Origin of the sequence: Bradyrhizobium sp. BR 1432, assembly GCF_051547705.1 — a bacterium.
Classification (GTDB): domain Bacteria; phylum Pseudomonadota; class Alphaproteobacteria; order Rhizobiales; family Xanthobacteraceae; genus Bradyrhizobium; species Bradyrhizobium zhanjiangense.
In genome coordinates this window covers 7,769,466-7,793,096 of record NZ_JBPUGF010000003.1, presented here as the reverse complement: position 1 = coordinate 7,793,096, position 23,631 = coordinate 7,769,466, and the positions used below count along the sequence as shown (strand labels likewise).

General features: G+C 64.5%; 18 protein-coding genes and 4 pseudogenes. 6 read left to right on the top strand and 16 right to left on the bottom strand.

Annotated elements, in window-relative coordinates:
- Positions 1 to 124: 124 nt before the first annotated feature.
- Together ACSKB8_RS37855 and ACSKB8_RS37850 are read left to right on the top strand one after the other, a co-directional pair.
- Positions 125 to 1,732 carry a GumC family protein gene (locus tag ACSKB8_RS37855; RefSeq protein ID WP_438109568.1) on the top strand — a complete coding sequence of 536 codons (1,608 nt, stop codon included), beginning with the start codon at positions 125 to 127 and terminating at the stop codon, positions 1,730 to 1,732.
- A 111-nt stretch (positions 1,733 to 1,843) separates the two neighbouring features.
- On the top strand, positions 1,844 to 2,218 hold the full coding sequence (locus tag ACSKB8_RS37850; protein WP_438109567.1) for a hypothetical protein: 375 nt from the start codon (positions 1,844 to 1,846) through the stop codon (positions 2,216 to 2,218).
- Positions 2,219 to 2,238: 20 nt separating this feature from the next.
- On the opposite strand, the gene ACSKB8_RS37845 is transcribed toward ACSKB8_RS37850, so the two are convergent.
- On the bottom strand, positions 2,239 to 3,585 hold the full coding sequence (locus ACSKB8_RS37845) for a lipopolysaccharide biosynthesis protein (protein ID WP_438109566.1): 1,347 nt from the start codon (positions 3,583 to 3,585) through the stop codon (positions 2,239 to 2,241).
- Between the two features lie 83 nt (positions 3,586 to 3,668).
- Here ACSKB8_RS37845 and ACSKB8_RS37840 point away from each other — a divergent pair, with 83 nt between their 5' ends.
- Positions 3,669 to 3,929: a hypothetical protein gene (locus ACSKB8_RS37840; protein ID WP_438109565.1), complete on the top strand. Its 261-nt coding sequence runs from the start codon at positions 3,669 to 3,671 to the stop codon at positions 3,927 to 3,929.
- A gap of 120 nt (positions 3,930 to 4,049) precedes the next feature.
- Positions 4,050 to 5,273, top strand: coding sequence for an FAD-dependent oxidoreductase (locus ACSKB8_RS37835; RefSeq protein WP_438109564.1), 1,224 nt, complete (start codon positions 4,050 to 4,052; stop codon positions 5,271 to 5,273).
- A gap of 29 nt (positions 5,274 to 5,302) precedes the next feature.
- On the opposite strand, the gene ACSKB8_RS37830 is transcribed toward ACSKB8_RS37835, so the two are convergent.
- Positions 5,303 to 6,439, bottom strand: coding sequence for a GNAT family N-acetyltransferase (locus ACSKB8_RS37830; RefSeq protein WP_438109563.1), 1,137 nt, complete (start codon positions 6,437 to 6,439; stop codon positions 5,303 to 5,305).
- 228 nt (positions 6,440 to 6,667) lie between these two features.
- Between ACSKB8_RS37830 and ACSKB8_RS37825 the strand changes: the two genes are divergently transcribed.
- Positions 6,668 to 7,978 carry an O-antigen ligase family protein gene (locus ACSKB8_RS37825; RefSeq protein WP_438110837.1) on the top strand — a complete coding sequence of 437 codons (1,311 nt, stop codon included), beginning with the start codon at positions 6,668 to 6,670 and terminating at the stop codon, positions 7,976 to 7,978.
- Positions 7,975 to 8,997, top strand: a pseudogene (locus ACSKB8_RS37820) (glycoside hydrolase family 5 protein). The gene ACSKB8_RS37825 and the pseudogene ACSKB8_RS37820 overlap by 4 nt, the downstream one beginning before the upstream one ends.
- A gap of 36 nt (positions 8,998 to 9,033) precedes the next feature.
- Here the strand turns inward: ACSKB8_RS37820 and ACSKB8_RS37815 are convergent.
- The 14 genes and pseudogenes from ACSKB8_RS37815 to ACSKB8_RS37750 form a co-directional block, all read right to left on the bottom strand.
- Entirely contained in the window at positions 9,034 to 9,660 is a 627-nt protein-coding gene (locus tag ACSKB8_RS37815) for an FMN-dependent NADH-azoreductase (protein ID WP_438109562.1), read from the bottom strand.
- 6 nt (positions 9,661 to 9,666) lie between these two features.
- Positions 9,667 to 11,242, bottom strand: a pseudogene (locus ACSKB8_RS37810) (isochorismatase family protein).
- Positions 11,243 to 11,264: 22 nt separating this feature from the next.
- Positions 11,265 to 12,113: an MBL fold metallo-hydrolase gene (locus ACSKB8_RS37805; protein WP_438109561.1), complete on the bottom strand. Its 849-nt coding sequence runs from the start codon at positions 12,111 to 12,113 to the stop codon at positions 11,265 to 11,267.
- A 31-nt stretch (positions 12,114 to 12,144) separates the two neighbouring features.
- Positions 12,145 to 13,029 carry an amidohydrolase family protein gene (locus tag ACSKB8_RS37800; RefSeq protein ID WP_438109560.1) on the bottom strand — a complete coding sequence of 295 codons (885 nt, stop codon included), beginning with the start codon at positions 13,027 to 13,029 and terminating at the stop codon, positions 12,145 to 12,147.
- Positions 13,026 to 14,148 (bottom strand): annotated as a pseudogene (locus tag ACSKB8_RS37795) (vWA domain-containing protein). Before ACSKB8_RS37795 ends, ACSKB8_RS37800 begins: the two are co-directional and overlap by 4 nt.
- Positions 14,145 to 15,026: an AAA family ATPase gene (locus ACSKB8_RS37790; protein WP_128956247.1), complete on the bottom strand. Its 882-nt coding sequence runs from the start codon at positions 15,024 to 15,026 to the stop codon at positions 14,145 to 14,147. Before ACSKB8_RS37790 ends, ACSKB8_RS37795 begins: the two are co-directional and overlap by 4 nt.
- Positions 15,027 to 15,036: 10 nt before the next feature.
- Positions 15,037 to 16,059: a xanthine dehydrogenase family protein molybdopterin-binding subunit gene (locus tag ACSKB8_RS37785; protein WP_370988607.1), complete on the bottom strand. Its 1,023-nt coding sequence runs from the start codon at positions 16,057 to 16,059 to the stop codon at positions 15,037 to 15,039.
- Positions 16,059 to 17,651 (bottom strand): xanthine dehydrogenase family protein molybdopterin-binding subunit, encoded by a 1,593-nt coding sequence (locus ACSKB8_RS37780; protein ID WP_438109559.1) that lies wholly within the window; start codon positions 17,649 to 17,651, stop codon positions 16,059 to 16,061. The genes ACSKB8_RS37785 and ACSKB8_RS37780 overlap by 1 nt, the downstream gene beginning before the upstream one ends.
- A 9-nt stretch (positions 17,652 to 17,660) precedes the next feature.
- A complete protein-coding gene (locus ACSKB8_RS37775; protein WP_438109558.1) occupies positions 17,661 to 18,137 on the bottom strand; it encodes a (2Fe-2S)-binding protein in 477 nt (158 codons plus the stop codon).
- Positions 18,138 to 18,149: 12 nt separating this feature from the next.
- Positions 18,150 to 18,968: an FAD binding domain-containing protein gene (locus tag ACSKB8_RS37770; protein WP_438109557.1), complete on the bottom strand. Its 819-nt coding sequence runs from the start codon at positions 18,966 to 18,968 to the stop codon at positions 18,150 to 18,152.
- Between the two features lie 2 nt (positions 18,969 to 18,970).
- Positions 18,971 to 19,414, bottom strand: coding sequence for an SRPBCC family protein (locus tag ACSKB8_RS37765; RefSeq protein WP_438109556.1), 444 nt, complete (start codon positions 19,412 to 19,414; stop codon positions 18,971 to 18,973).
- Between the two features lie 2 nt (positions 19,415 to 19,416).
- Complete coding sequence (locus tag ACSKB8_RS37760; protein WP_018318067.1) at positions 19,417 to 19,854, bottom strand: SRPBCC family protein; 438 nt, start codon at positions 19,852 to 19,854, stop codon at positions 19,417 to 19,419.
- Between the two features lie 10 nt (positions 19,855 to 19,864).
- Positions 19,865 to 22,769, bottom strand: a pseudogene (locus ACSKB8_RS37755) (flotillin domain-containing protein).
- 25 nt (positions 22,770 to 22,794) lie between these two features.
- Positions 22,795 to 23,628, bottom strand: a complete 834-nt coding sequence (locus ACSKB8_RS37750) for a phosphoenolpyruvate hydrolase family protein (RefSeq protein WP_438109555.1) — start codon at positions 23,626 to 23,628, stop codon at positions 22,795 to 22,797.
- Positions 23,629 to 23,631 lie beyond the last annotated feature (3 nt).

Here is a 23,631-nt window from a genome sequence, read left to right as displayed (position 1 = left end):
AAGCGACCGCGTTAACCAATTGGTCATGGTCGCGCGAGAGTCGGGTAACCGCGGATTAACCATAGATATTTACGGTGGAGCGGGCCACTGAACAGTGTTCGCCAGTTGAATCCGAGTAGAGTCCATGACGTTCGGTCGCCGCGCAGACCCGACAAGTTCCGGATCGACCGGCATTGCCGCGTCTTGGAGCCGGAATTCGTCGAGCGCTGAGGCTGCCGGTGCCGCTGCACGCTTTGGCGGTGTGTTCACTGCCGCCGGTGCGCTCTCCTTCCTTCGCGAAAACGCTCGGCGGATCTTGACGCTCGCGCTCGCGATCTTCGCGCTTGGCGCCGTCGTTCTCCTGGTGCTTCCGGTCCGGTTCGCAGCGACCGCATTGGTCGTCGTCGATCCCCGCGAGCAGCGCGTCACCACGGAGCAGGACGTTCTGCCGGGCATAGGGCAGGATAGCGCCGCGCTGCAAAGCCTGGTCGAAGTGGCGAAGTCCGACGGCTTTCTCGAGCCGCTGATCGAGCAGCTCAAGGTCCGCGATGACGAAGACATTTCCGGCGGCTACACCGCCCCCGCGCGCCTGCTCGAGCGCTTCCGCAACCGTCTCGACATTTCCCGTCGCGGGCTGACCTATGTCATCGCCATCCGCTTCACCTCGAACCGGCCGGAGCGGGCCGCCTATTATGCCAATGCCATCGCCGAGGCGTTCGTCGCCAGACAGAGCCGCATCCGCACCGAGGCGACCGACGAGGCTGCCGACTGGCTCGGCAGCCGGCTCAAGACATTGAGCGACCGGTTGAAGGCGTCGGAGGACGCCGTTGCCACATTCAAGCTCGAGCACAGGATCGTCAACGCCGGCAAGGATGCCACGACCCAGCAATTGCGGGTGACCGAGCTGTCGCAGCAGGTGGCTGCTGCGCGCGCGCGGACCGAGGAGGCCAAAGCCCGTTACGAGCAGGCGCAGCGCGACGTGAAGGCGAAGATCGAGGGCCCCGTAAAGCAGGATCTCCTAAGCGCGTTGCGAGCCCAGCGGTCGGCCCTCAATGATCAAATCGCGCAGAAGCGGACGGTGCTCGGCGATCGCCATCCCGACCTCGTGATGTCGTACGGCCAGCTGAACGATCTGAACAGGCAGATCGAGATTGAGCGGACCAAGGGCATTGACACCGCGAAGTCGGAATATGAGGCCCAGCGCGATCAGCAGAAGGCTCTGGAAGGCCAGATGAAGGCGGCTGAATTGCAGCTTCTGGTCGACGGGCAGGCCCTGGTCCGGCTCCAGGAGTTGCAGCGCGACGCTGAGGCCAACAGAAACATCTACGAGCAGTTCCTTTCGCGGTCCAAGACGACGAATGAACAGCGCCTGTTGCAGAGTTCTCAGACCAAGGTCGCCTCGCCCGCCATTCCGCCGCTTCGCTCGACCCTTCCGCCGCTGTCTTTGCTGCTCGCTGCGCTCGCGATCGGTTCGCTGCTGACATCGACGGCGGTCGTTGCCGCAACGGGACGCAGATCGGACAAATCCGTTCCGGACGTTCGCGCCGCCGATCCGGCTCCGCGCCAGCCCGGGGCGTGGTCACGTCCGCCCGTGTGGGTCCGCGTTCCCGACCTGACCCCTGGCGAGGTCCCGAGAAACATCTGGCAAGGCCCGGTGTCTGCAACGAGCGAGATCGATCTCGGTCCGCATCTGCGTCCGCTGCTCGACATGCTGGAGAAATTGCCGGAGGCCGGGGCAAGGTCGCGCTCGTGATGTCGGTGGGGAAACGGGCCGGCGGCAACACCGTCGCACGGTCGCTGAATTGGTGGGCGCTGAAGAGTGGAAAGCTGAGCGTCCTGATCCGGGTCGAGCCGGATCTCGGTGGTGCCGGGGCCAGCCTCGCCAAGGTGGCCGGCGGATGGCGCGACCACGGCGGATTTTCGCAGCATCGACGAGCTTCTGAACGTCAGCAAGGGGCCTCAGTCGTCGCCTGTAGACGATATTCGTTCAGAGTTCGATCTGATCGTCGTCCATGCCACCTCTCTGGCCTTGCAGCCGGAGGCGGCGGCGCTGGCCGCCCATGCTGATCTCGTCATCCTGGTTGCCCGCGAAGAAGCAATCGATTCAGCAGCAATGCGCAGGGTGACGGCCGCGCTCTCTCGCTTTGGCGGCGTGCCGACTGGGATCGTCGTCAATCGTGTGCCGGCAGACCCGTCGTCGGCTCAACGTCGGGGTGAAGCGCTCGGCCTGGCTGGTTGACGGTCGTTCCGCAACGGAGCCTAGTCGCCCGCGTCGGCGCCGCGGACTGCATAGGTGCCGCGTTTCGATCCACCGAAGCGCAAGAGCACGAGAATTGAAGGATCAACCCCGGTTCGCCTGCGACAGAGAACGTTGAGCGCGATGGTCGCAAGCGCCAGCGACACGGTGGCCGAGATCGCTGCGCCAAGCACGCCGAGCCAGGGAATCAGCACGAGAAATCCGACCAGCCGCAACGCCACGTTCGCCGCGACGACGGGGACATAGATGCGCTCATGACCGGTGAGCTGCAATATCGCCGCAGAGGGACCGCCCGCTGCCTGAAACGCCGTTCCGATCGCGAGCACGATCAGGACCGAGTGTTGCGCGGCGAAGTGGGGTCCGAATAGGTTGAGAAGATGGGGGCCGCCAATCCAGATCAGGAAGAGCCCGCTGACCACGCAAAGCGCGGTCACTTCCGCCATCAGCTGCAACGTCCGCTCGAATTCCTGTAGGTTCTTGCTGAAGTGCAGCGAAGGAAGCCGGCGCGCACCGAAACTGTACAGCGCGGCCGACAGCATGGCGAAGATGTTGGCAAGGCGCGAGGCGGCGAAGTAGATGCCGGCGGTCGCGGGATCCAGCATCCAGTAAACCAGAATGACGTCGAAATACTGGTTTGCGGCTTCGAGGACGGACGCGATCCAGAAATGAAGCGCGCTCGATCTCCAGCGGCCCGTTTCGGACCGTGCGGCCGTGCTGCGGAGATCCGGCAGAGCTCGCGCGATCGAAACGACCTGCGCGGTCAGGCCAACCGACATGGCGATCGTCATTACGGCGAACAATTCGGCGGGGTCGAGCTGGCGATGGCCGAACATGATTGCGAGCAGAAACAGGACGACGCCGACCCGCCAGAAGAACTCTCTGTTTCCCTCCCCCATGAGGATGCTGACCAGCGAGCGCGCAACCTGGCTGCCGAGCATCACACCTGCATTCACGGCGGTGTAGGCGGACACGGCGAGGATCAGCAGCCACCAGTCGCCCTTCACGTTCGCCGCGATCGCGATTGCACCGATCACAACAAGCATCGCGACGGAGGAAAGCTTCAGGCTCGACAGCAGCACGCCCTTGGTGAGGTCGGGCCGATTTCCCACCTGATACTCGTTCAGGAAGCGTACGAGGAGCGATTCCTGGCCGACCAGGCCCACGACCGATGCGATCTGGGCGACTGAAAGCCAGGTCGCAAAGATGCCGAAGCCATCGGGCGACATCGTTCGTGCCGCAAGCGAGAACAATGCAAACGCAAGTGCGCCGCTACCAACCTTGAGAAGGATGGTTCCGACGACACCGCGCGTGACGTCGCGCCGCATGAACTGGATGATGGATTCGATCATGAACGTTAAGGAGCAACTCTCCCCGGAAGAGCTACGTGCCGATACCGGCGCCAGCCTAGCATGCCGAAAAACCGCGAGTGTTAATGAGCGGCTTCGAGGATCTTGCCGGCCACGACGACGTCGCGGCCAGGTCAGTTGCTTCACGGTGGTACATCGCCGTCTCCATTGTCCCACATAGAGCAAAGCCCGGCTCGGCCGAATGGCGGCATAGGGCCGCATCGACGGCCGAAGACAGCACGATCAGCCGTTTGAATGCGGAATGGCTCGCCGGAATGGCCGCCGATCTGCCCAAAACGCGGACTTTGCAGAGTCTCCTGAGCAAAGCTCGTGCCGGGACATCGTAGCTCCAGATCGGTCCTCCCTTCATTAACCTCGATCTGCGGAAATGATCGCGTTTGGCCCTGCGATGCGACATCAGGCGAGAAAATTGCAGATGGAGCCACGTTAACCGTGGGAGCCTGGATATGACGACGGACAGAACCGTGAGCGAGCCGATCGCCGCTGCCGGGGGCGTGACGATCGCGACGGACATTGCGATCGTCGGCGGCGGCCTTGCTGGATCGCTGGCGGCAGCCGTTCTTGCGCGGACAGGGCATCGCGTTGTTCTGGTGGATAAGCGCGCGGTCTATCCGGACGAATTCCGGGTCGAAAAAATCGGAGGCCACCAGCTGGAGGCGTTCCGCAGACTGGGCTTCATCCGTGGTCTCGAGAGCGCCGCCTGTCCATACGATCGCGTGCTCAACATCAGGGAAGGCAAGGTGGTCGATGTCAGCGTAGGTCAGGCTTATGGGCTTCCCTACGCCGATCTCGTCGCCATGGCGCGCGGCCAGCTACCTGATCCATCCAGTCTGATCGTCGACGAGGTCACTGCGATCAGCTGTAGCGACGACGTCCAGCATCTCGAGCTTGCCTCCGGACGGCGCGTCACTGCGCGCCTCGTCGTTCTGGCCACGGGCATGGCAGGAGTTCTCGGCTACAAACTCGGTATCAGGCGGCGCGTGCTGGCCGCGGGTCACTCGGTCTCGTTCGGCTTCACGATCGCCCGCCGTGATGGCGCGCCGTTCGATTTCAAGGCGCTGACCTGTTACGGCGAACGCACAGCGGACGGCGTCGACTACCTCAGCCTGTTTCCGGTGCGTGCGGGTATGAGAGCGAATCTCTTCATGTTCCGCGACCCGGCCGATCCGATCATGCGCGATCTGCGTCGCGAGACGGAAGCGACGGTTCTGCGCCTGCTGCCGGGATTGCAGACCTATCTCGGCGATTTTCGCGTGGTCGACCGGATACGGAACTGGGTGATGGACCTCTCCGTTGTCGAGGGGCACCTTCAGCCCGGTGTCGTGCTCATCGGTGATGCGTTCCAGACCAACTGTCCTGCCGCCGGAACCGGCGTCGCGCGCCTGCTGATGGACGTTGAGCGTCTTTGCACCGAATATGCGCCGCGGTGGCTCATGACTCCCGGCATGGACTGGGAGAAGATCTCCGAATTCTACGCCGATCGCGACAAGATCGCGGCAGACCAGCAGTCACTGAAGATGGCGCGATTCCGCCAGGCCCTGACTTCGCGTGACGATATCGGCTGGGATCTGCGGCGGCGGCTGCACTTCCTGCGGCGCAGTATCACCCATCGGGTCGATCAAATGCGGCCAGGCTGGCTCGCGCATGTCCGCAGCGCACTTCGTGCGTGAGTGCTGCGGCCGTCGGCGCCTCGCGCTCGTCAGCGTGTTGGCGTTGAGGTGCGGGTCGGCAGGAGCCTGAACTCCGACATACGCTTGGCGGCCAGTTTGAGCCAGGGAGCCTGCTTCAGCGCGAACAACGCGACGGCGCCTGCGGTGCTGCCGGCCTGCGTGACCGCCCACATCGGCGATGGCTGCCCGCCGAACAGTTTCTTGTACGGCTCGTCACCTATGGTGAAGTCGAGCATCTGGTCCCCGCGCTCGATGCAATCTCTCGCCACTTGCTCGAACATCAGCGCCCCCAGGGATTGGCTCTTGTATCCGGCAATGTCGAACGCGCTCATGATGACGTGGAAGGTGTCGCGGTGGCACAACCCGAGCACGGCGGCGATCACGTCGCCGTCCATCTTCATGGCATAAAGCCGCACAAAGGAGCCGAGCCCGCGGAGCGCTACCTCGGAATAGAAGCCGAAATATTCGGGGCGCTGGAGCAGGTCGCCGTCGCCTTGTGACTGAAACCGCGGGCCGCGAAATTTCCGCATCACCTCCAGCGCGTTGATGGTGGAGGCGGTGTCGTTGCAGCACGAGAAGCTCAATACGCCCTTCTTCTGCAGCTGACGATATTTCTTCGCGAGCTCCTTCTGATAAGAGCGATCCATCGCACTGGCCCGCCACTGCTCGAACGGCGCGATGAGGACGGTCGCGTAGGCATTGGTGTCCATCGAGACGCGGCGGGGTGCAGCCAGCAGGTTCTCGATCGGAAGCCGTCCGTCGGGAAGCTTGGTCATGCGGAGCAGGTCGAACGGGTGGAGGAGACCTGGAAGCTCCGCGCATGCGCTCTCGTCCGCGAGCAGTTGGGAGAATATTGTCGGGCTGCAAACCGGCGCCAAATAGTCGGAGACGCGGAGGTCGGCGAATTCCACTGTCCGTATCGGACCACGCCGGATCCGCAGCAGGGGCAGCACCATCGCAAGGGCACGCGTCGTGCGGTGACGGACCACGACAATCAGAGGGGTTGCCCCCGCATGTGACGCCAGCCTGGTGTAGAGGCTGTGCAGCCAGAGTGGGTGCTGGAACGCGGTGGCGGCGGAATTATCGAACAGTTCTGCGTATTCCGGAGAGAGAAAGTCGAACGCCTGCTCGATGGCGATATCGAACGTGCTGCTGGATCTGTTCATGCGCAACCAAGGAAACCAGATAATTCGTGAAATTCGATCGAGCTCGATCCGCGCTTTATAGCAGGGTCGTTACGGGCGAGACACCGGCGGGGTGAGATTTGCATTAATGTGCCGTGCCGGGTCTCTTATCGTTACCAAACTATTAAACGCCGGAATCGTGTGGGCTGGGAGCGCCGGAGGCCGACCCGCGCTAGCAAATTATTAACCGCGCTTAAGGAAGGTCGGTACATGGCCAGCCTGCAGACCGAGGTGGATTCCGGGGCACTCGAGAGCGCGTTCTGGGAGACGCGCAGTATTGGCGTTGAGAAGATTGCCAGAATTGCAATCAGCTGCTCGATCACCATCAATGTGGTCGCGTCGATGGGCATCTTCAACGCCGCGCTCCTGCCGCCGGAGCTGAGCTTTGTGCAACAGGCTGTGGCGCTCCTGATGTGGGGCGTCCTCATCTACGCAAGTGCATTCGTGCGCCCGCGCCTGCGCTTGCAGTTCAATCCCGATTTGATCGCGCTGCTCGCATTCTACACCTTCGCAGTCATTTCGGTGTTCTGGTCGAGCCTGAGCGCGGCAGCGCTCATGAAGAGTGCGGCGCTTGCCATGACGACCTTCGGCGCATTCTGTCTCGTCACGCGCCTCGAGATGGACGAGATCGTGAAGGCCACGGCCCTTGGCCTGTTCATATTGGTCGCAGCATCGGCCTTCTGTGCGCTTGCTGTGCCCGATATCGGGATAGACCAAACCTGGATGCACAGCGGTCAATGGCAGGGCGTCTATGAATCGAAGCAGACGCTCGGCTTCGTCGGCGCGTATCTGATGTTTTTTGCCTGTTATCTTAAGATGAAGGGGCAGGGGTGGCCGACGTTCCTCGTCGTGTTCCTGCTGGCCTCAACCTGTGTCCTTGCGTCGGAATCGCGCGGTGCCGGTGCTGTTGCCCTGGCGGCCTGTGCATTGCTCGTGACCTCGATGTGGTCGGTGGGCTGCATGAGGGTCTATGCAGTCCTGCCTTTCGTCATGTGCATCCTGGCCGGGATCCTGTTTCTCTATTTTTACGTCACGGGCTATGACGCCATCCATGTCGGCGATGCGACCATCGATTTCACCGAGCGAACGTTTATCTGGCACTACGCCATCAGCCATTTCGACGATGCGCCGCTGCTCGGCTTCGGGATCAACGGTTTTTGGACGGTCCCATCGATCTACGATTATTTCGAACAGAACCACGGCTGGGTGCTGGACAATTATCACAGCGGCTACATCGCGATCCTGATGGAAACTGGGTTTTTGGGATACATGCTTTTCGCTGCGAGCGTTGTTCTGTTCTCGAGCAAGATTCTCGATCTGATTTCGACCAGATCCATCGATCGTTCGCACTGCGCTCTCATCATCGGATTTGTCGTGCTCAGCTTTCAGACCAATTTTACGGAGACGACATTCCTCCGTTCGACAATGTTCACGTCGGTGCTGCTCGTCTCATTCTTCTTTGCGACCTGCAGGCCGATGCCAAAGGTCGACTTCCAGTCCTTGCAAATGGACGCAAGATGACCGTCATGCGCGCTCGGCTGCCGGGGAGCGTCATGCTGGCAGCAACGGCGCTCTTCGTTGCATCACTCTTCTCCGACGTTCACGGAGCCGAGCGGGCTAATTCCCGCGACGTGCCGAGACTGGGCGCGGTATCAATATTCTCGGCTACGATGGAATCTGGGAAGGCGGCCAGAACGCGCCGTTTCGCCTGAACAATTTAACGGCTATCAAGAAGGCCGGGTTCTCGCACGTCAGGATCAATTTCTTCGGCTTCAAGTTCATGAGCCCGGAGAACGTCATGGATGAGATCGTCCTGAGGCGGCTTGATGCCGTCATCGAGGAGGTCCTCGCGAGGGGCCTCATTCCTGTCGTCGACGAGCACGACACGCACATTTGTCAAAGCGACGTTGCCGGATGCACTGAGAAGCTCAAGTCGTTCTGGCGGCAGATATCCGAGCGCTATGTCGGGAAGTACCCCACGCTCGTCTTCGAGGTCCTGAATGAGCCTGGTGGGCACATGACGTCCGCCAGCTGGAATTCACTGCTCAACGAGTGTCTCGGCATCATCCGCCGCACCAACCCAGAGCGGCCGGTCATTGCCGCCGTTCTCAACACGGATGAGATCCCTGTCGACGAGCTGGTTCTGCCGGCCGAGGACAGGAACCTCATTGTCACGTTTCACTACTACGCGCCCATACGGTTCACGCACCAAGGGGCACCATGGTCTGCAACTTTCTCGAAAATCGGTCCCCTGGATTCGGGCACTCCGGATGACGAGGCGAAAGCCGCCACCGATTTCAGGAAGATGAGTCTCTGGGCGGACAGAGAAGCGCCCCATCTATCTCGGCGAATTCGGGGTGTACGAGCGCGCTCCGTCCGACAGTCGTTTGCGATACCTCTCCTTCATGGCGAGAAGCGCCGACAGGCTTGGCTGGTCATGGGCCTATTGGCAATTCGACCATGATTTTGCGGCCTTCGATAGCGCGCGTCAGGCCTGGAAGCCGGGCATCCTGCGCGCCCTGATCCCGCCGCCGCATTGAAGCGGCGGCAACGGTTCCCCGCGTCATGCATCAGCGTCAGAAATGCGCAGCCAGGGCGCCGAGGCGTTTAAACGCCCGTTCTCGGGCTGCTTCAATCGATTGCCGCGGCCCGATGGTCGGCCCGATCGCAACGAAACGGACATCGTTGATGCCAATGAAGCGCAGGATTTCCCGCAAATAGGGCGTCGCCATATCGATGCGGCCGCGGTTCATGCCGGTGGAAAAATCGCTGCCGCTGGCGAGGATCACCAGTGTCGGCCGGTCCCTCAGCAGCGGGACATATCCCTGCGACGGATCGAAACGAAAGGTGAGCCCGGGCTGGACGATGATGTCGATGAACTGCTTCAGCCTGTAGGGGATGCCGAAGTTCCACATCGGCGTCGAGATCAACACGCGATCGGCGAGTGAAAAGCGCAGCGCCAAGCGCTCGGCCTCGGCAAAGCCGGCGCGTTGAGGATCGCTGAAGCGATGGCCGTTCATGCGCGCGTATTTGGCTTCGAGGATGGGGCCAGCGAACTCAGGCATCCGCTCGCGCCAGAGATCCATGACGTCGATGTCCCAATCGGGATGGGCCTGACGAAAGTGCTCAATGAAGACCAGCGCGCCGGCACTCGATTCCGAGTCGGGGCGGGGCGAGCAGGAGAGGTGCAGGAGCTTCGGCACCGCGCGTCATTCCAGCGCCCTGATGATCGTATCCGCCCTGGTCACGACCGCGACGTTCTGCATGGCAAAGTTGATCGAGGCGTTGTGCCAGTCGGCGTTCATGGTCGAGCAGCAATCCTCGGGCACGATCATGAAATAACCCTTGTCGGCGCCGGTGCGCGCGGTGTGTTCGACCGACATGTTGGTCCAGGCACCGGTATTGATGATCATGTCGCGCCCCGTCGCTTTCAGGATCGTCTCCAGCCGCGTGCCCTCCCACGCGCTCATGCGCATCTTCTCGACGACGAAGTCGCCGGGCCGCGGCTCGAGGCCGGACACTGGCGCCGCCCCCCAGCTTCCGCGCACCATCGCCTTGCTGTCGACGAGGCCTTCGAACAATGGCGCATTCAGCGTGACGCCGGGCGCGCCGGGTTCGACGATGAACCAGACGTGGATGATGGCGACGCCGCGGGCACGCGCGGCCTCGGCGAGGCGGCGGACGTTGTCCACCACGTGCTGCTGGCGCGCATGCCCTGGGGCGCCGGACTCGGCGAAGGCGCCGCCGTCCATAATGACGTCGTTCTGGAGGTCCTGGATGATCATCGCGCAACGCTGCGGATCGAGCCGCATCTCGCCCTCGGCGAGGATGGGTACCGCTGGCGCGGAGCTTGGCGCCGCGCCGCCGCCGCTTCGCCGGCCGCTCATATAGGGCTCATGCCGCGGGCCGACCTTGGTCGGGATCGCATAGACCGAATGGGTCGAGGTCAGATACAGCGTGCGGAAGTCTGGACCGCCCCAAGCGAGGTTGGCGACGAGCTCGGGCACGCGGATCTTGCCGAGCAGCTCGCCGCGCGACGAATAGACCCAGACGCCGCCGGGCGCGGTGACCCAGACATTGCCGTGCTGGTCGCATTTCATGCCGTCGGGCACGCCCGGCTCGAGCTCGGAGCGGATGCCGCTCGCGAACACGCGCGCGTTCGACAGTGAACCGTCACTGTCGACATCAAAGACGCGGATCAGCGCCTGAACGGTGTCGTTGACATAGAGCAGCTTCTCGTCCGGCGAGAAGCACAGTCCGTTCGGCTGATCGAACAGGTTACGGTCGACGACGAGCTTCGGCTCGCCGCCGGGCACGACGCGATAGACGCCCTGAAAGCCGAGCTGGCGTGGCCGCTCGACGCCATAGACCGGCATGCGGCCATACCACGGATCGGAGAAATAGATCGCGCCGGAGGAGTGGACGCAGACGTCGTTCGGGCTATTGAGCTCCTGTCCCCCAAAGTGCGAAGCCAGCACCTCCCGCCACCCGTCCGGCCGCTCGCGAACCAGCGACGATGTCGCGTGCTCGCAGACGATCAAATTGAGCTCGGCATCATAGGTCATGCCGTTGCATTTGTTCGCGGGACGCTTGACCTCCACGACACCGCGCCGCGCATCCCAGCGCCGTCGCACGTCGCCCGGCATATCGGAGAACAGCAGGTAATGATCGATCGGATGCCAGACCGGTCCTTCCGTGAAGTCGAAGCCGGTGCCAACTTGCGCGACGGGCGCGTACGGGTCGATCAGAGTTCTCGAATTCGGAGCGCAAGGTGACGTGCGTCATCGGTCGATATCCTCAGGTCACGTCAAGCCGGGAACCAGTTGCGTGCTGGCAAGGACTGCACGATCGGGCCGGGGACCTGGTCGTGCAGCCGCCCGACCACATTGCCGCCTTCGATCCTGGCGGGGCGATCGTGCACGGGCAGCAGATAGCGCGAATTGCTGAGCAGCTTCTTGATCGCCGCCTTCTCCGCACGCTTACTGGTGCCGTGGTTGCCGGTGGTGCGCGGCTCCCAATCGTGGATCTCGTTGAAGGGCGTGACGATCTGGTCGTTGAAGTCGTAGATCACGTCGCCACAAATGGTGGCGATGCCGTCGGCGGTGTGAACGATGATGTTCATCGAGCCCTCGGTATGGGCGTTGGCGGCATCGCAATAGACGCCAGGCATCAACTCGATCGGGCCGGTGACTTCGAGATCCAGAAAGCGCAGCGCGTTCTTGGTGTGCAGGCGGTCGATCAGGTGCTTGATGTCGGGCGCCGGATATTGCGGATGCATCAGGCCGGAGACGGAATATTCGAGCTCCTTGCGGTTGAGGACGACGGTCGTGTTCATCGGGAACAGATCGTCCTTGCCGGCATGATCGATGTGCAGATGGGTGTGGCAGACGAAGCGGACGTCGCCCATGCGGACGCCGTGGCGCGCGAGCTGGTTCTCGATCATGTTCTCGTGGTATTGCAGGCCGCGCATGCCCAGCGTCTCCATGATCTGGTTGGAGCGATAGCCGGTGTCGACCACGACCGGATATTTGCCGCCGAGGATCAAAAAGCCCAGGGTGAGGACGCGGCGCGTGCGGCCGCAGTCGCGGCCGAGCACCAGGAAGCTCGATTCCAGCTCGATGTCGCCATAGTCCAGGATCTTGATCTCCAGCGCCATTCGTTGCCCTCCCTCATCTGTTTCTTGTCTGTCAAAGCTGATAGACGCGCGCCGCGGTGGTCCTGAAGATCGCGTCTTGCTGCGCCGGTCTCAACGGCGCGGCCGCCGCGCGAAACGCATCGACGAGCTCGCGATAGCTGGTCCACAACTTCTCGATCGGGAAATTGGAGCCGAACAGGCAGCGCTCGGCACCGAAGATCGCAACGGTATCGGCGAGCACGGCGGCGATGTGCGCGGGATCGTTGCGATGGATGAAGGTGCCGAGGCCGGAGAGCTTTGAGACCACGTTCGGGCAGGTCGCGAGCCGCGCCATGCCGGCGCGCCAGGCGGCGCGGCCTGCCGGCGAGAGATCCTCCAACATGCCGGCATGCTGAAGGATGAAGGTCACCTCCGGACAAGCTTTGGCTAGCTCCGCTGCCTCCGGCATCTGGGGCGTGAACACCTGCAAATCAAAGCTCCAGCCATAGTCGGCGAGGTGCGCGACGTTGCGGCGGACCACTGGATCGGCGCAGAGATCGGCGCGGGCCGCAAAGCGGTAAAGGGGGTTCTCGTGCCAGTGCAGCTGCATGCGCACGCCGCGCACGAGCGGATAGCGCTTGAGGCGATCGAGCTGGGGACGGACGTCCTCGACGGCGAAGTTGGCGTAGGCGACGATCGCGTGTGGCCAGCCGTGTTCGTCGGCGGTCTGCTGCACCCAGGCGGCCTCGTCCTCGAAGCGGTCGTTGGCCCAGTTGGTCTGAACATAGACCGAGCGGGTGACGCCGCTGCCCTTGAGGTCGTCGAGATATTCCTGGATCGGATAGTCGCGCCGGATCGGTTCATAGGGGCCGAAGATGCGCGGCTGCATGGGGCCGATCAGCCAGGGCAGGTCGGCCTGCCGCCAGATGTGATGATGGCCGTCGATAATTTCGGTCACGCCGCTCTCCTTCGTCCCAATGCCAGAATGTGCGCGACGATCGACGCGCTCGAACCGCCATCGACGAGGTCATCGACGAAGCGCTCGATGGCCATGAGCGCTTCCGTCTGCGGGCGAAAGGCCGGGCTCGTGGCAAGCGGCGTCAGCCAACTCAAGCGCCAGGCCCGCCGCGACAATTTTGCGACGGCGTCGCGAAGTGCATCGGGGTCACCGCGCTCGAGCCCGTCGGAGACGATCACGACGGCGGCGCCGCGCGCATAGCCGCCGAACCGTGGCACGGCGAGGAAGGCTTGCAGTGCGTCGCCGATGCGGGTGCCGCCGTCCCAATCGCTGACGAGGTGAGCGGCCGCGTTCAACGCCTGCTCGCGACGCTTCAGCCGCAACGGACGGGTGACGCGCGTCAGCCGCGTGCCGAAGGTGAAGACCTCGACATTGGGCGCCGCCTGCACCAGCGCATGTGCGAGCTTCATGTTCTCTTCGGTGCGAACTCTTCATCGAGCCGGACACGTCGATCAGCAGCAATATTTTGCGTGGGCGCTGCCGCCGCTTGAGGTGACCGAGCCGCAAGATCTCGCCGTCGCTACGGACAGTATCGCGCAACGTGCGGCGAAGGTCGGCAAACGGTCCGCGGCGAGTGCGCATGCGCCGGTGACCACGTCGTCGCGGCAGACGTCGCGGTGCTTCGCGCGCCAGGCGGCGCAGCGCGTCCATGGTCGAACTCGCCCCAAAACGGCGCTCGACCAGGGCCTCGGTCCGGGTCGCGGTGAGGCCGGACTCGCTCGCCTCGTCGGAGAGCAGGGGCTCCTCGTCGCCGCGGCCCTCTTCCTGGAGCCGGACCGTCTCATCGTTCTCGCCCTCGTCATCGCGCGCAATCGTCTCGCTGCCGCGGAAGTGCAGATCGAACAGCCGGTCGAAGGTGGCACGACGTTCGGGCGGCGGAGCCAGCGTCGCCAGTGCAGCTTGTCGGATATCCTCGATGCTATCAGGGCCGAGCAGCTTGATAGCCGCCAGGAACGTCGTGGTCTGCTCCGGTGCCACGGCAAAGCCGTTCGCGCGCAGTAGCGGGACGAAGGCGACGAAGACGCGTGCGGCGCGCGGAAGCTGCAGATCGGTGCTCATACCGTCGCCTCCGCGAGCATGGCGTCGAGCCGTGGCGAGATGAAATGCAGGTCTTCTTCGTCCTTCAGCGCGACGCCGATCGAGCGCTTGAACGCATCGGGCCAGCGCGCGCCGCCCTTGTGAAGTAGCGTCGCGGCCTCGGCCCAGTCCACGGCTTCGGCGATCCCGGGGGCCTTGCTCAGCGGCTCGCGCCGCAGCCTTTCGACGGCTGCGACGACGGCGCGTGCCGTGGCCTCGGCAACGCTGGAGGCGCGCATCATGATGATGCGCGCTTCGCGCTCCGCGGTCGGATAGTCGATCCAGTGATAGACGCAGCGGCGGCGCAGGGCTTCGTGCAGGTCGCGGGTCCGGTTCGATGTCAGCACGACCACGGGGCGCTCCGCCGCGCGCACCGTGCCGCGCTCGGGAATCGAGATCTGGAAGTCGGAGAGGAATTCGAGCAGGAAGGCCTCGAACTCCTGATCGGCGCGGTCGATTTCGTCGATCAGCAGCACGGTGGAATCGGGCGCGCGGAGCGCCGCCAGCATCGGCCGCTCGATCAGGAACGTCTCGCCGTAGATGTCGATGCTCTCGTCGCCGGCCTGGCGGATCGCCAGCATCTGGCGCGGGTAGTTCCACTCATAGAGCGCGGCAGAGGCGTCGATGCCCTCGTAGCATTGCAGGCGGATGAGGCGGCGGCCGAGCACGGCAGCGATGGCCTTTGCGGCCTCCGTCTTGCCGACGCCCGGCGCTCCTTCCAGCAAAAGCGGCTTGCCAAGGGCGAGGCCAAGATAGGCGGCGGTCGCCAGCCCCTCGTCGGCGAGGTAATAGGCCGCGCGCAGCGCTTTCTCCAGCGCCTCGGGGCTGTCGATGCCGACGATGTTGCTGCGAACCGCCACGACGATACCTCTAGCGCCGCGCCTGCGGCCGTGCGCCGCCCTGGGCCTTGATCGCGCGCAGCACCTTCTCGGGCGTGATCGGCAGATCGTCGATGCGCACGCCGACGGCATTGAAGATCGCATTCGCCACGGCCGGCAGCACCGGGTTGGCGCACATCTCGCCGGGGCCCTTGGCGCCGAAGGGACCATCGGGAGCAGGGCGTTCCAGCACCGCGATATCGTGCGGGCAGATATCGCCGGGGCCTGGCATCAGATATTCGACAAAGTCGCGCGGGCCGTGAGTGGGGTCGGGATAGTAAGGCTCTGGCGTCTCGTAGAGCGCGTGGCTGACGCCCATCCAGGCGCCGCCGACCAGCTGCTGCTCGACGAGCCGCGGGTTGAGCGCGCGGCCGAGCTCATAGGCGGAGTCCATCCTGATCATCGCGACCTCGCCGGTCTCGTCGTCGACCTCGACTTCGGCGACGAGGCAGGCATGGGCATAACACGTTGCCGGTGACATCTCTCCGGTTTCGGGGTCGACGTCGGACAGCGGGACCAGGAAGATGCCGCGACCCGAAATGGTCTTGCCCTGCTTGAACTGCGCGGCGATCGCGACATCCTTGGTCGAGATCGAGCGATGCGGCGCGCCTTTGACGTGGATGTTGCCGCGTCCGTCAGTCTCGAGGTCGGCCGCATTGACTTCCAACTCCTCGGCTGCAGCCTCCATCATCACGCCGCGCGCTTCGCGGGCGGCGGCCATCACGGCGTTGCCGACGCGATGCGTGCCGCGCGAGGCGAACGAGCCCATGCAATGCGGGCCGGTGTCGGAGTCCGCCGTGTCGACATAGACGTCCTCGACGGGCACACCGAGCGTCTCGGCGCAGATCTGGCGCGTCACCGACTTCATGCCCTGACCGAGATCGATCGACGACAGGGCCACCGTGAACTTTCCGCTGGGATTGGAATGAACCAGCGCCTGGCTGGGATCGCCGCCGAGGTTCATGCCGATGGGATAGTTGATCGATGCCATGCCGCGCCCGCGATGCCTGGTCATTAGCGCCTCCTGGTGCCGAAGACGGAGGAGAAGCGCGTGGCGCCGTGCGATGGCGCGGCCGGGCGCGGCGGAGGAGGTGGCGGTGCTGGCGGAGGTGGTTCGCGCGGCGGCTCTCTTGTCGCGGTCACGGGCGCGCGGTCATAGGTCGTGCGCTGCTGGGCGGGCGCGGCGGGCCGCGCGCGCGGCTCCGTCGGCGTCGGCGGGATCGCGGCGCGGCTGCCGCCGCCATCCTTGCGGGAGGAGGCGCGCCTGAACTCGTCACGGATCGGCCACTTGGCCTTTTCGGCGACGACCTGAACGCATTCGATCAGCGCCGCGTTTTTGGCCTCGCGCCGATGTGCCTTCATGTCGCCGTCGCGATAGGCGTTCAGAATCCGGAACTCCATCGGGTCCATGCCGACGAGGTTTGCGAGCTTGTCCATCTGGCACTCAATGGCAAAGTCCATTGCCGTGACGCCGAAGCCGCGCATGGCAGTCGCCGGCGTGCGGTTGGTGAAGACGCAGTAGACGTCGCCATAAACGTTCGGGATGGTGTAGGGACCCGGCAGATGCGCGGCGCACTTCACCGCGGCGTAGCTGGAGAGGCGCGTATAGGCGCCGCTGTCGAAATAGGCACGGATCTTGCGCGCGACGATGCGGCCGTCGCGCATGACGCCGTCCTTGATGTAGATGCGCTCGGCGCCGCGGGGCGGGCCGTATTGCATCTCTTCCTCGCGACCGAACACGTAGCGCACGGGACGCCCGGTCAACATGGCGCCGAGAATGGCGAGCGGCTCGGTCAAGGTATCCACCTTGCCGCCGAAGCCGCCGCCGACGGTGCCGCCGATGAAGTGGAAGGTGTTGGACGGCACGTCCAAAATCTTGGCGCAGGTGTCGACCGAGAAGAACAGCGCCTGGGTCGAGGTGTAGACGACGTAGCGGCCGTTGGTGTCGGGCGCCGCAATCGCGCCATTGGTCTCGGTCGGCGCGTGCTCGATCGGCGACATCTGGTAGCGCTGTTCGAGCACGTGGTCGGCGCTCGCGAGCGCCGCATCGGCATCGCCGAACCGCAGGCGCTGGTGATCGTAGACGTCGTGATAGATGAAGGCGTTCTTCGGATAGGTCTCGTTGACGACGGGCGCGCCCGGTTTCAGCGCATCCTCGACGTCGAACACGGTCGGCAGCGGCTCGTAGTCGATCCTGACCTTTGCGATGGCCTCGAAAGCCTCCCGCTCGCTGTCGGCGACGATGGCGAGGATCGGCTCGCCCTTGTAGCGGACCTTGTCGACGGCCAGCGACGGCTCGTCATCCTTGCCGAAATTGATCAGGCTCAGCAGCGTGTTGAGATTGACCGGCACGTCTGCGCCGCGAATGATCCGGCGCACGCCGGCCGAGCGTTCTGCGTCCGTGGTATCGATGCGGCGCAGCCTTGCATGGGCCTGGGTCGAGCGCACGACCTTCAGGTTCAGCATGCCCTGGAGCTTATGATCGCCAAAATAGCTCGACGTGCCCGTGATGTGACCGAGCATGTCCTGGCGCTGCGTGCCCTTGCCGATCTCCTTGAGATTGTCGTCGCGCTCGTCGGCGAAGATGTCCTTGCGTAGTTCCAGCATGGTCTGACCTCAGGCGCTGGCCCGGCCGCCTGCGGCGGCGAGGATTGCATTGATGATCGGCTCGTAGCCGGTGCAGCGGCAGATGTTGCCGGAGATCGCCTCGATCACGTCGGCCCGGCTCGGGGAGGGATTGCGGTCGAGCAGCGCCTTTGCGGCCATCAGCATGCCCGGCGTGCAATAGCCGCATTGAGCGGCAAAATTGTCGGCAAAGGCGCGCTGGAGCGGGTGCAGGTTCGGGCCCTGCTTGAGGCCGTCGAGCGTCTCGACGGAGCGGCCGGCGACGGTCTCGGCAAGCGTCAGACAGGAGAGGTGGAGTTCTCCGTCGATCAGCACGCTGCAGGTGCCGCAGCCGCCTTGGCCGCAGCCGAATTTCGGGGTCATGTCGCCGACCAGCTCGCGTAGGGCGACCAGCAGGTTGGTGCCGCCATCGACGAAGATAGCGACGTCGCGGCCGTTGTGACGGAATTGCAGAGGCGTCTTGGACATGGTGATCCCAGTCTATTCCTGGCCGGACAGCAAACGGCGGAGATGGACGCCGACGATCTCGCGGCGATACCAGGCGCTGCCGAGCGCATTGTCGGCGGGCGATGTTCCTTCGACTGCGGCAGAGGCGGCTGCATTGATGTTCGCGGCATCGAGCGTGCGTCCTTCGAGGGCACGCTCCGCAGCCTTGGCGCGGATCTGGGTCGGCGCCATCGAACCCAGCGCAATGCGAGCACCGGCAATGCGCCCGCCGCTGACCGGCAGATGTGCGGCCAGCGTGATGACCGAGCCGCCTTTCGGCTTGATGCGGGCAACCTTGCGGTAGCGAAAGGCCTCAGCGCTGGCCGGCCGGGTGCAGGAGATCGAGAGCACTAAGGCGCCGGATTGCCGCTCGCGCGATTGCAGGAACTCCTCGATCGCGATGTCGCGGGCGCCGAAGCCGCCTTGCACGGCGACGGTGGCGTCGAGCGCCAGCAGCGCCACGGTGAAATCGCCGTAAGGGTTGGGCGCGAACAGATTGCCGCCGACGGTGCCCATGTTGCGCACGGCAGGGCCTCCGATCGAACGGGCGGGCGCGTGCAGGAAAGCGAGGTCGCGCTCGCCGAGAATTCTCGCGAACGTGACGCCGGCGCCCAGCGTGATCCGCGGGCCCGACGCATCGATCCGGGTCAGCGTCTGGTCGCTGGCGCGAACGATGGTCGAAATCGAGACGTCGCCCTCGTTGAGCGCCCGCATCACCAGCGTGCCGCCGCCGAGATAGCGCGCGCTGCGATCCGAGGATATTGCCCCGGCCGCTTCGCCGGCGCTGGCAAAGGTCTTTACGGTCACAGCCATGGCTAGGCGCCCTCCTTCAGATGGCGGCGGATCGCCTCGAATCCGGCCTGATAGATATCCTCCGCGACCATGTGGGTGATGCGGTCCTGGTCCTCCGGCTTCGTGGTGAAGCGCGATTCCCAATGCCAGAAAGTGCGGTCGCCATCGGTCACCGGCAGCAGTCGGACATGGGCGACGTAATTGAACATCGGGATCGGGGTATCGAGCAGGCAATAGCTGAAGGTCTGTTCAAGGTCTGACAGAGCCAGCAACTGTTCGCGCAGCTCGGAGCCATCCTTCAGCTTGAATCGCCTGACGCAGCCGATCTTGTCGGAAGTCTGAGCGCGTTCGATCGAGGAGGTCGCAACCGCCGGATGCCAGCGGTCATGCCCGTTGAAATCGCGCAGCACGTTCCACACCGCATCGGTCGGTGCGCTCAGGATCGTGCTTTTGACGATATGCGGCACGGCTAACCTCCGAACACGCGCTTCAGGGCATCGAAGCCGCCCTGGAACACGCCGCCGCCGATGTTGCTGACGAGCTCGGTCTCGCGCTCCGGCGCGCAGTCGAACTCGGCGGTCCATTCCATGAAGGTCTGGTCGCCGTCGGTGACGGGCGTCAGCCGCAGGGTCGCGACGTAGTTCTCCACACCCATTGGGGATTCCAGGATCGAGTAGGTGCAGAACATGTCGTAGTCGGAGAGGCCCAAGAGCTTCTCGCGGATGCGGTCGCCATTGCGCAGGCGGAAATCCCTGACGCAGCCGATCTTGTCGGCGGGCTCGCCGCCCTCGATCCGGCTTTCGGCAATGGCCGGATGCCAGTTCGGCAGACCGTTGAAATCGCGCACCCGCGCCCAGACGCGGTCGTTGCGGGCGTTGACGACGGTTGAGACGTAGACGCGGGCCATGGGTCAGACCTCAGCTCTTCTTTCTCGGCCCGCGCTCGGCCGGCGGCTCACCGCCTTCGGCCGCAGGCGGGGCGGTCGCCGGCTTGTCGCCGCCACCGCTCTTGCGCGCGGAATCCTTGATGCCCTGCATGTCGCGGGCCTCGCGGATCAGGCCCGGCATCTTTGCAAGACTGCCGCCCTCGACGCCGATGTCCGACAAGATCGAGTCGATCAGCGGCGCCTGGACGCGGTAGCGCAGCGCCGAATCGATCACCTCGTCGGTGGCGCTGCGGCCGCCATTGCCATTTCCGTGTCCGTTGCCATTGAGGCCGTCGACCTGGAGGATGCGGATGCCCTCGATCTTCTCCATCGGCTTGACGCTCTCACGCACGATGCCCTCGATGCGGTCGAGCAGCTTGCGGCGGAACAGCGAGTAGCGCGCTTGGTCGGTGAGCACGTTCTCGGCCTCGTTGAGCATGCGCTGCGCCTCGGCCTCGACCGCGGCGCGCACGCGCTCGGCTTCCGCGGCGATCCGCGTCTCCTCGGCCTGCTTCTCGGCGAGCAGCACTTCGACGGTCTTGCGGCGTTTTGCGATCTCGCTCTCACGTGCGGTGACCACGCGCTCGGCGGCTTCAGTCGCCCGCATGCGCGCTTCCTCGGCGGCAGCGCGTGCCGCCGACTCCTCCAGCGACTTCTGATGGATGGCGATGGCCTTCTCCATCAGCACCGTCTCGACGTCCTTTTCGCGATTGACTTCGAGCTTGCGCAGCTCGCGCTCGCGGCCGATGCGGGCTTCGTCGAGGCCGCGATCCGACGCGATGCGGGCGCGCTCCACTTCCTCGCGGGAGGCGATTTCGGCTTCCTGCAAGGATTGCACGCGAGCGACCTCGAGCTGCTCGATGGCGCGCCGCCGCTCGATGCGGGCGGCTTCCAGCGCCTGCTCGCGCGCGACGTCGGTGGTCTCGACCTCCTTGCGCGCGACGATCTCGGCCTGACGGACCTGGCGGTCAGCGTCGATCCGCTCGGACTTCTTGGTCGACAGCGCGATGACGCGGTCCTCATCGGCGATCTCGATCGCCTTCTTCTGTTCGATATTGAGCACCTCGCGCTTCTTGGAGGAATTGATGCGTTCGGCCTCGAGCGCCAGATCGACCGTGATGCGTTGGCGTTCGACGGCGTCGCGCCGGTTCAGCTCGGCCGCTTCCAGAGACGCCGGTTCGTTCGATCTCGAGCGCGCGGGTGTCGCGCTCGGCCTGGATGCGTTCGGCCGCGACCGCCTTCTCCTGGGCGATGCGGGCCGCCTCGATCGCCTCGCGCGAGGCGATATCGGCTTCCTCGACGGCGCGGTTGCGGGCGATCTCCAGCGAGCGCACACGCTCCTCCTGCGCGATCCGCGTCGCTTCCGTGGTCTCGCGGGCGGCGATGCCGGCGACGTCCAGCGCCTGGTTGCGCTCGATTTCGAGTTGTCGCGTATTCTGTTCGGCGGCGATGCGCTCGGCGGCGAGCGTCCGCTCGCGGGCGATGCGGGCGGCCTCGACAGCGCGTTGGGCTTCGATCTCGGCCTCCTGGATGGTGCGCACCTGCTGGATCTCGAGCGCGCGGGTGCGTTCGTCCGAGGAGATGCGCTCGACATTGACCGTCATGGTCTGGGCGATGCGGGCCTTTTCCGTCGCCTCGCGCGCGGCGATCTCGGCCTCGTCCACGGCACGCGTGCGCTCGATTTCGCGGCGCCTCGTCTCTTCCTCGTTGGCGATGCGGGCATCGGTGACGACGCGGTCCTGCTGGATCCGCGCCTTCTCGATCGCTTCACGCGCGGCGATCTCGGCTTCCTCGACCGTGCGCATCCGCTCGATCTCGCGCTGGCGGACTTCGCGCTCCGAAGCGATGCGGCTGGTGTCGATCGAGCGCTGGTTGGCGATCCGGGTCTTCTCGATCTCTTCGCGTGCCAGCAGCTCCTTCTCCTCGATGGTGCGGGTCCGCTCGATCTCCTTCTGCCGGGTCTCGCGCTCGGAGGCGATGCGGGCCTCGGCGATCGCCTGGTCATTGGCGATGCGGGCGCGCTCGATGGCCTCGCGGGCGGAAATCTGCGCCTGTTCCGCCTCGGTCTCGCGCAGCGCGCGTTCGCGGGCAACTTCGGTGCGCTGGAGTGCGCGGCGCATCTCGATGTCGCGTTCCTGCTCCAGGCGTGCGGTCTCGCTCTCGCGCTCGATCTCGAGCGCCTGCCGCTCGGCTTCCAGATTGCGGGAGCGGATCTTGATCATCGAGTCCTGCTCGATGTCGTTGCGTAGCTTTCGTTTCGCCTCGATATCCTCCATCAGGCGGGTCAGGCCTTCGGCGTCGAACCGGTTCGAGGGATTGAAGAACTCCAGGTCGGTCTGATCGAGATCGGTGATCGCGACCGATTCAAGCTCGAGGCCGTTCTGGGCGAGCGCTTCGGCGGCATTGGTCTTGACCCGTGCGACATAGTCGCCGCGCCGCTCGTGCATCTCCTCCATGGTCATTTCGGAGGCGACCGAGCGGATCGCGGAGATGAACTTGCCGGCCAGCAGCGCATGGAGCTGCTCGGGCTCCATGGTGCGGCGGCCGAGCGTCGCAGCCGCAATCGAGACCGCTTCGCGGGTCGGCTGCACCCGGACGTAGAAGTCGGCCTCGATGTCGATGCGCATACGGTCGCGGGTGATCACGGCGTCCTGCCTGGAGCGGACGATGCCCATCGGCAGCACGTTCATGTTGACGGGCGTGTAGTCGTGGATGAACGGCAGCACGAAGGCGCCGCCATTGATCACCACGCGTTCGCCGAGGAAGCCGGTGCGGACGAACGAAATCTCCTTGGAGGAGCGATGGTAAAGCCAGTTCACGATGTAGACGCCAACCACGATCACGACGATCGCGACGATTAGCCAGAGGATCAATTCACCGACCAATATCCCCGACATCTTTCCCTCCCTCGTACCTCCGGCGTTACCGCGCGCCGATCGCCTTGAATTGACGCACCTGCTCCGTCAGCGCCCGTTCCACGGGCAGTCGCTCCATCGAGGAGGCGCCGTAGAAGCCGTGGCAATGGCGGGTGTTCTTCATAATGAAATCGACGTCGGCGGGATCTGCGATCGGGCCGCCATGAGCCAGCACCAGGATGTCCGGATTGACGCTGAGCGCAGCGGACGCCCAGGTGTCGATCTGCGCGGGGCAGTCCCTGAGCCTCAGCGCGGTCTGCGCACCGATGGTGCCGCCGGTCGTCAGACCCATGTGACAGACGATGATGTCGGCGCCGGCGATCGCCATCGCGGCGGCCTCCTTCTCGCTGAACACATAGGGAGTGGTCAGCATGTCCTTGTCGTGCGCCTTGGCGATCATGTCGATCTCCAGCGCATAGGACATGCCGGTCTCCTCGAGATTGGCGCGGAACGTGCCGTCGATCAGGCCGACGGTCGGAAAGTTCTGGACGCCGGCAAACCCGAGCGCTTTCAACTGGTCGAGAAACACGTCCATGTCGCGGAATGGATCGGTGCCGTTGACGCCCGCCAGCACCGGTGTCCTGGCGACCACGGGCAGCACTTCGTTCGCCATTTCCAGCACGATGGCGTTGGCATCGCCGTAAGCCATCAGACCCGCGAGCGAGCCGCGGCCGGCCATCCGGTAGCGGCCGGAATTGTAGATGACGATGAGGTCGACGCCGCCGGCCTCCTCGCACTTGGCTGACAGACCGGTGCCGGCGCCGCCGCCGACGATCGGTTCACCGCGCCTTGCCATGTCGCGAAACGTCTTCAGGAGCGCTGCGCGTTCAAACCTCGCCATCGG